Source organism: Rothia mucilaginosa ATCC 25296, from assembly GCF_000175615.1.
GTDB classification, from domain to species: Bacteria; Actinomycetota; Actinomycetes; order Actinomycetales; family Micrococcaceae; genus Rothia; species Rothia mucilaginosa.
In genome coordinates, this window is the sequence record NZ_ACVO01000013.1 from 1 (window position 1) to 4,532 (window position 4,532).

The following is a 4,532-nucleotide window of genomic DNA, read 5'->3' on the forward strand; positions in this document are numbered from 1 at the left end:
CCAAGCCCCAACCGGGGGCAAGCACCTACTCAACGCGATTAGCCTGCCGCCAGGGTCTGTGCCGGATCAATACGAGAAGCCTTCGCCGCCGGGTACAGACCAGCCAACACACCAACCAGCGCACCAGCACCGAGACCCAGCAGGATAGTGTCGGCACTAATAATCGGCGTCCAACGGTTCATCAAAGACACAATCGAGATGCCGTTAACCGCCAGCACAATACCAGCCACAGCGCCCAGGATGCCGGTCAGCAGCGCCTCCGCCGAGAACTGCAGCAGAATACCCGAAGGGCGCATACCAATAGCCAGACGCAAACCAACCTCACGGCGACGCTCCATCACCGCAACCAGGAACGTGTTCATAATGCCCATCGCACCAATTACGAGGGTAATAACGCTCATGGCTAGAAGCATCGTGCGTTGCTGCTGGTCGACAGCCTCACGAAGGGTCTTCGGCTCCGGCGGCACACTCACGCTATACAGTGCGGGACGTTCCGGCGAGAGCGCGTACGGTGCTTCCTCCGCGATCTGGTTTGCGGCACCGGCAACAGTACTCACCACAATCTGAGTGGAACGTTTACCGGTCTGTGCCGCAGCGGCACCGCCACCGGCAGCGGGCTGTGCTTCTTCAACATCGGCACCAGGCTTCGCGCCCAGAGGCAGGTAGACCGAACCGTACGAAAGAGTCAGCGAGGGATTCTCCCGCACCACACCGATAACGGTGTACGGCTCATCGCGAATATAGACCGTAACTCCGGGGCTATAGGGCAACGCAAGCTGGCGCATCACGCTTTCGCTGAGCACCACGACCTTATCGTTCCGCTCCACATGCCCTTCGTCGAAGGTGCGACCCCACACCAGTTCATGACCCTGCACGCTAAAGATGCTGGGGGTTGCCGCACGGACGGCAGCCGTCACGTTAGCACCGCGCTCACCGAAGTTGTCTGGACCGCGCTGAATATCTGCGGATTCATACAGCTGATCCACCAGCGCGGTACCGGTCACTCCGTTCAGCTGGCTAACACGCCGGTAGTTCTCGCTCGCCGCCAGGCTCAAGAGTTCAGCCCGGCTCATGGATTCGGTTCGGGTCGAGCTTATCGTCAGGTGCTTAGCTCTAAAAATGTCGAAGCTGTCAGCCAACTGCCCAGAAATGGTGGCAGTCAGACCAACGGTCAGCACGAGCGAAGCGATACCCAGAACCACACCAAGCATGGTGAAGATATTGCGCCTCACCCGGTGCACGGTAGCGTCCCAGGCTTCTTTGAGGGAGGCGCGCGCCCAGGGTGCACGACCACTGCTCTGCGGCTTAGATGTTTGTTCCTCAGCAAAGCTAGGCAGGTTCAGAGACGCGCGGGCGGTCGTTTCTTCCTGCCGCTGTGCATCCTGCTCGATGAGCTGCCCCTCGTGCATACGTAGCACCCGGTCGCAGTGCTCCGCCACGAGGGGGTCGTGAGTAATCACAATCGTGCTTTGCTGGTCACCCGTACATTCACGGAGCAGGTCAATGACTTCACGGGTGAGCTCTTCATCCAGCGAGCCGGTCGGCTCATCACAGAGCAGCAACGCAGGTTCCCCAATGAGCGCACGAGCAATAGCTACACGTTGCTTTTCACCGCCTGAGAGAGTGGTGATGGGTGCATCCGTTCGGTGGCTCAACCCCAGCAGAGCGAGAGTATCCGCAACACGTTGCGTTCGTTCTGCTTTGGGCACGCCACGGTAGATGAGCGGTAGCTCAACGTTGCGGTGCACGTTCTTATGCTCGATGAGGTGGAACGCCTGGAAGACGAAACCGATGCTGTCCAGGCGCGCTTCAGCTCGCTGTGCCGCGTTGAAGGTTGCGGTGTCTGTACCGTCCAGCAGGTAGCTGCCGGAGGCGGGCGTGCTGAGCAGACCGAGGATGTTCAGCAGGGTTGATTTGCCGCTGCCGGACGGTCCCAGGATTGCGACGACTTCTCCGTAGCGGACTTTCAGGTCAATATTTTTGAGCACGTCAATTCGAGTGTCACCCTGCATAAAGTGCTGGGACACTCCCTGAATATCGACGCTATAGGCTGGTGGGTGCGCGTGAGCGGCGCGGGAGTCAGTCATGGCTACTCCCTACTTTTTCTCGCGCATGATTTTGACGCTGTCGCCTTCGTGCAGGTCACCGGTGACGGCGTTCTTGCCGTTGGCGTTGCTGATGACGGTAACGGTTACCTCGCGTTCTTCGCGGGCCTTCGATCCGTTGGAGCTTTCGGGGCCGAGCACGATGACTCGGGTCTGTCCGTCACGGGTGTAGAGCGCCGATGAGGGCACGACCAGGTGTGCTTCGGGGGTTTCTTCGAGGGTGAGTTCCGCGTTGACGGCGCCTCGGAGGCTGTCCGCCTTATCCCCTACGTCGAGGGTGAGGATGCGTTCCCCTTCGGTGCTTCCTGCCGCACCGGCTGCGCCGTTGAGGTTGGAGCCAGCCGCACCTTCTGCACCATTGGCCTGACGACCGGCCTGGCTGTTGCCTGCGGCACCGGCGGCTTCGGTGGTGTTCTTGTATCCGAGGGTTGCGACGTACTCAGTATCACCGAGGGAGGGCACGGTTACCTTCTGGCCGCTACGGGCTTCGGGGGTGAGCCTACCGGTGGTTCCGGTGCAGCTGAGGGTCTTGCTACCTTCTGCGATGGTGGCTACGGGACCATCTGCGATAGCGCCAGTTGCGCGGGGGTTGCCGGTGACAACTCCGGCACGGTTGATGATAAGGAAGTAGCGGGCGGGAATAGGCTGGTCAGTCTTGACGTGCGCGTAGCCGAGGCTGTCGAGGAGGTTGTTGAGAGCCTCGTAGGTGTCTTCGGTGATGCGCGCGGGCTGCGGGCCCTGACGTCCCATGGCAGTCAGTGCCTCGTTGAGGAGTGCAGCGTCGGGGCCGCTATCGTCGAGTTTGAGGTCGCGGTAGAGCGCGAAGCCGCCGGTGAGGGTGATGAGAGGTTCACCGTTGACTTCTGCGATGAGGGTTCCGTTGCCGACGGTGTCACCGTGTTTGATGGTGATTGCGGTGTACTGTCCTTCGCCGCTGTAGCGTAGCGGGGTTGAGGTGGCGTAGTTCGCGGTGCAGGTCAGGGGCACGGTGGTGCGCAGTTTTTCGCGGGTGACCGTGGCGGTGATGGTGGAGGGGTCCGGGGGTGCCGCTTCCGCGTCTTTTTGGGCGGTGGTTTTGATGTTTTGGGCGCTGATGAGCGTACCCACGGTGATGATGAGGAGCAGGGCGATAATGCCGTAGAGCCAGAGGGTTTTCTTCTGGCGGGTGGGGGTGGCGCTCATGGTGTCCCTTCTTTGGGTGCGCGTACGGGAACGCTATTGTCTGTGCCGTTTGGGCTTAGGGGCGGCGATGCCGTGTGGGGTTAGTTTGTGCCCGGCACGGGGATACGTGCCGGGCACAATACGCTGTGACGAGGTGCAGCCTCCATGGCTACTCTGTACGCCTGTTCTGGTTAGTCCGGTCTGATTAGTCCGGAGGATTAGCTCAGAATCTTTCGGGCGTTCTCTTCAGCAGTTTTCTTGGCGGTGGTCACCTGCTCGATGAGGCCCTGTTCCTTTTCGAGGAAGGAACTCAGGTAAGCGATAGCAATCTTTCGCTGTTCGGTATCTAGCCCGGTTGCTTCACGGCAGGTCGCATCGTTGATTGCCAGTTCGTGGGTGTCTTGGTTGTTCTGGCGGTACTGTAGGCGAGCCATATCCGGAGACGTGTAGTCGCCTCCGAAGCGTTCCTTCATGCACTGTGCCCACTTCTCGGTGGCGGGCCCAAGGTCTTTGAAGATTGCGTCGTTGTTGAGGTAGTGAACCGCAGTAACGTAGACCTTATGTATGGTCGCGCGGGATTCTTCTGAACCGTAGACTGCGCGGGTAGCTTCTTGCTGGCAACCGCCCTTTCCTTCGGTGCCGTAAAGAGCCTGCATTTCGGCTTCGCTCATAGTACGGCTCTGCTCTTCCAGTGCTGTAGTAGCCAAAGAGTAGCGCTCTTCGTATCCGCGAGCGCGGGCGTCCGCAACGGTGAGAGGTTCAAGATCAGCCTGCAGAAGCAGCGGGATTTCAGTTTTTCCTGCAGGAACCTTGTAGTTCGGGAATCCTCGTTCAGCCATGCACTGGCTCAGGGAGCGCTGGTAGGCACGAACAACGTTGTCAGAAAGTGAGGCGAGGTTCTCCACTTTTTCGATAGCTTGACTATCGGGGCTCTTGGAGGCGCTATACGCCTTCTCAGCGTTAGCGGACGCCGAGGAGTCGGCACTGGGCTGCCCGGATGCGCAGGAGCTAAGCAACAGGGTCAGCGGGAGTATAGCCCCGGCGAGGGTTCGTAGGGTGTTCTGTCGAAGCATAGGGGCACTTCCTCGTGAAATATAGCTGCATCTTTGTTCGCTCGTTCAGGGGCTCTTCGTTGTTTGCCCTTGAGAGAACATATTTTGAACACTAGCCTACTATGCGCCGGGGGGGGAGGCAAGGGGGACGGTGTTTATCCTCGCCCCGCTGGTGGGGATGGCGCGCCGCATATTTCCTCCGGGATACGACTGG

Annotated in this window: 3 protein-coding genes; all 3 read right to left on the reverse strand. The window is 59.8% G+C overall.

What is annotated here, in order from left to right; genetic code table 11:
- Window positions 1-38: 38 nt before the first annotated feature.
- A complete protein-coding gene (locus ROTMU0001_RS03200; RefSeq protein ID WP_005508101.1) occupies window positions 39-2,087 on the reverse strand; it encodes an ABC transporter ATP-binding protein/permease in 2,049 nt (682 codons plus the stop codon).
- Between the two features lie 9 nt (window positions 2,088-2,096).
- Window positions 2,097-3,287: an efflux RND transporter periplasmic adaptor subunit gene (locus ROTMU0001_RS03205; RefSeq protein WP_005508102.1), complete on the reverse strand. Its 1,191-nt coding sequence runs from the start codon at window positions 3,285-3,287 to the stop codon at window positions 2,097-2,099.
- A gap of 197 nt (window positions 3,288-3,484) precedes the next feature.
- Window positions 3,485-4,339: a hypothetical protein gene (locus ROTMU0001_RS03210; RefSeq protein ID WP_005508103.1), complete on the reverse strand. Its 855-nt coding sequence runs from the start codon at window positions 4,337-4,339 to the stop codon at window positions 3,485-3,487.
- Window positions 4,340-4,532 lie beyond the last annotated feature (193 nt).

What these genes read in the sequence shown, in the direction of transcription:
- ROTMU0001_RS03200 (WP_005508101.1), bottom strand. Translation starts at nt 2,087, where the DNA reads ATGACTGACTCCCGCGCCGCTCACGCGCACCCACCAGCCTATAGCGTC.
- ROTMU0001_RS03205 (WP_005508102.1), bottom strand. Translation starts at nt 3,287, where the DNA reads ATGAGCGCCACCCCCACCCGCCAGAAGAAAACCCTCTGGCTCTACGGC.
- ROTMU0001_RS03210 (WP_005508103.1), bottom strand. Translation starts at nt 4,339, where the DNA reads ATGCTTCGACAGAACACCCTACGAACCCTCGCCGGGGCTATACTCCCG.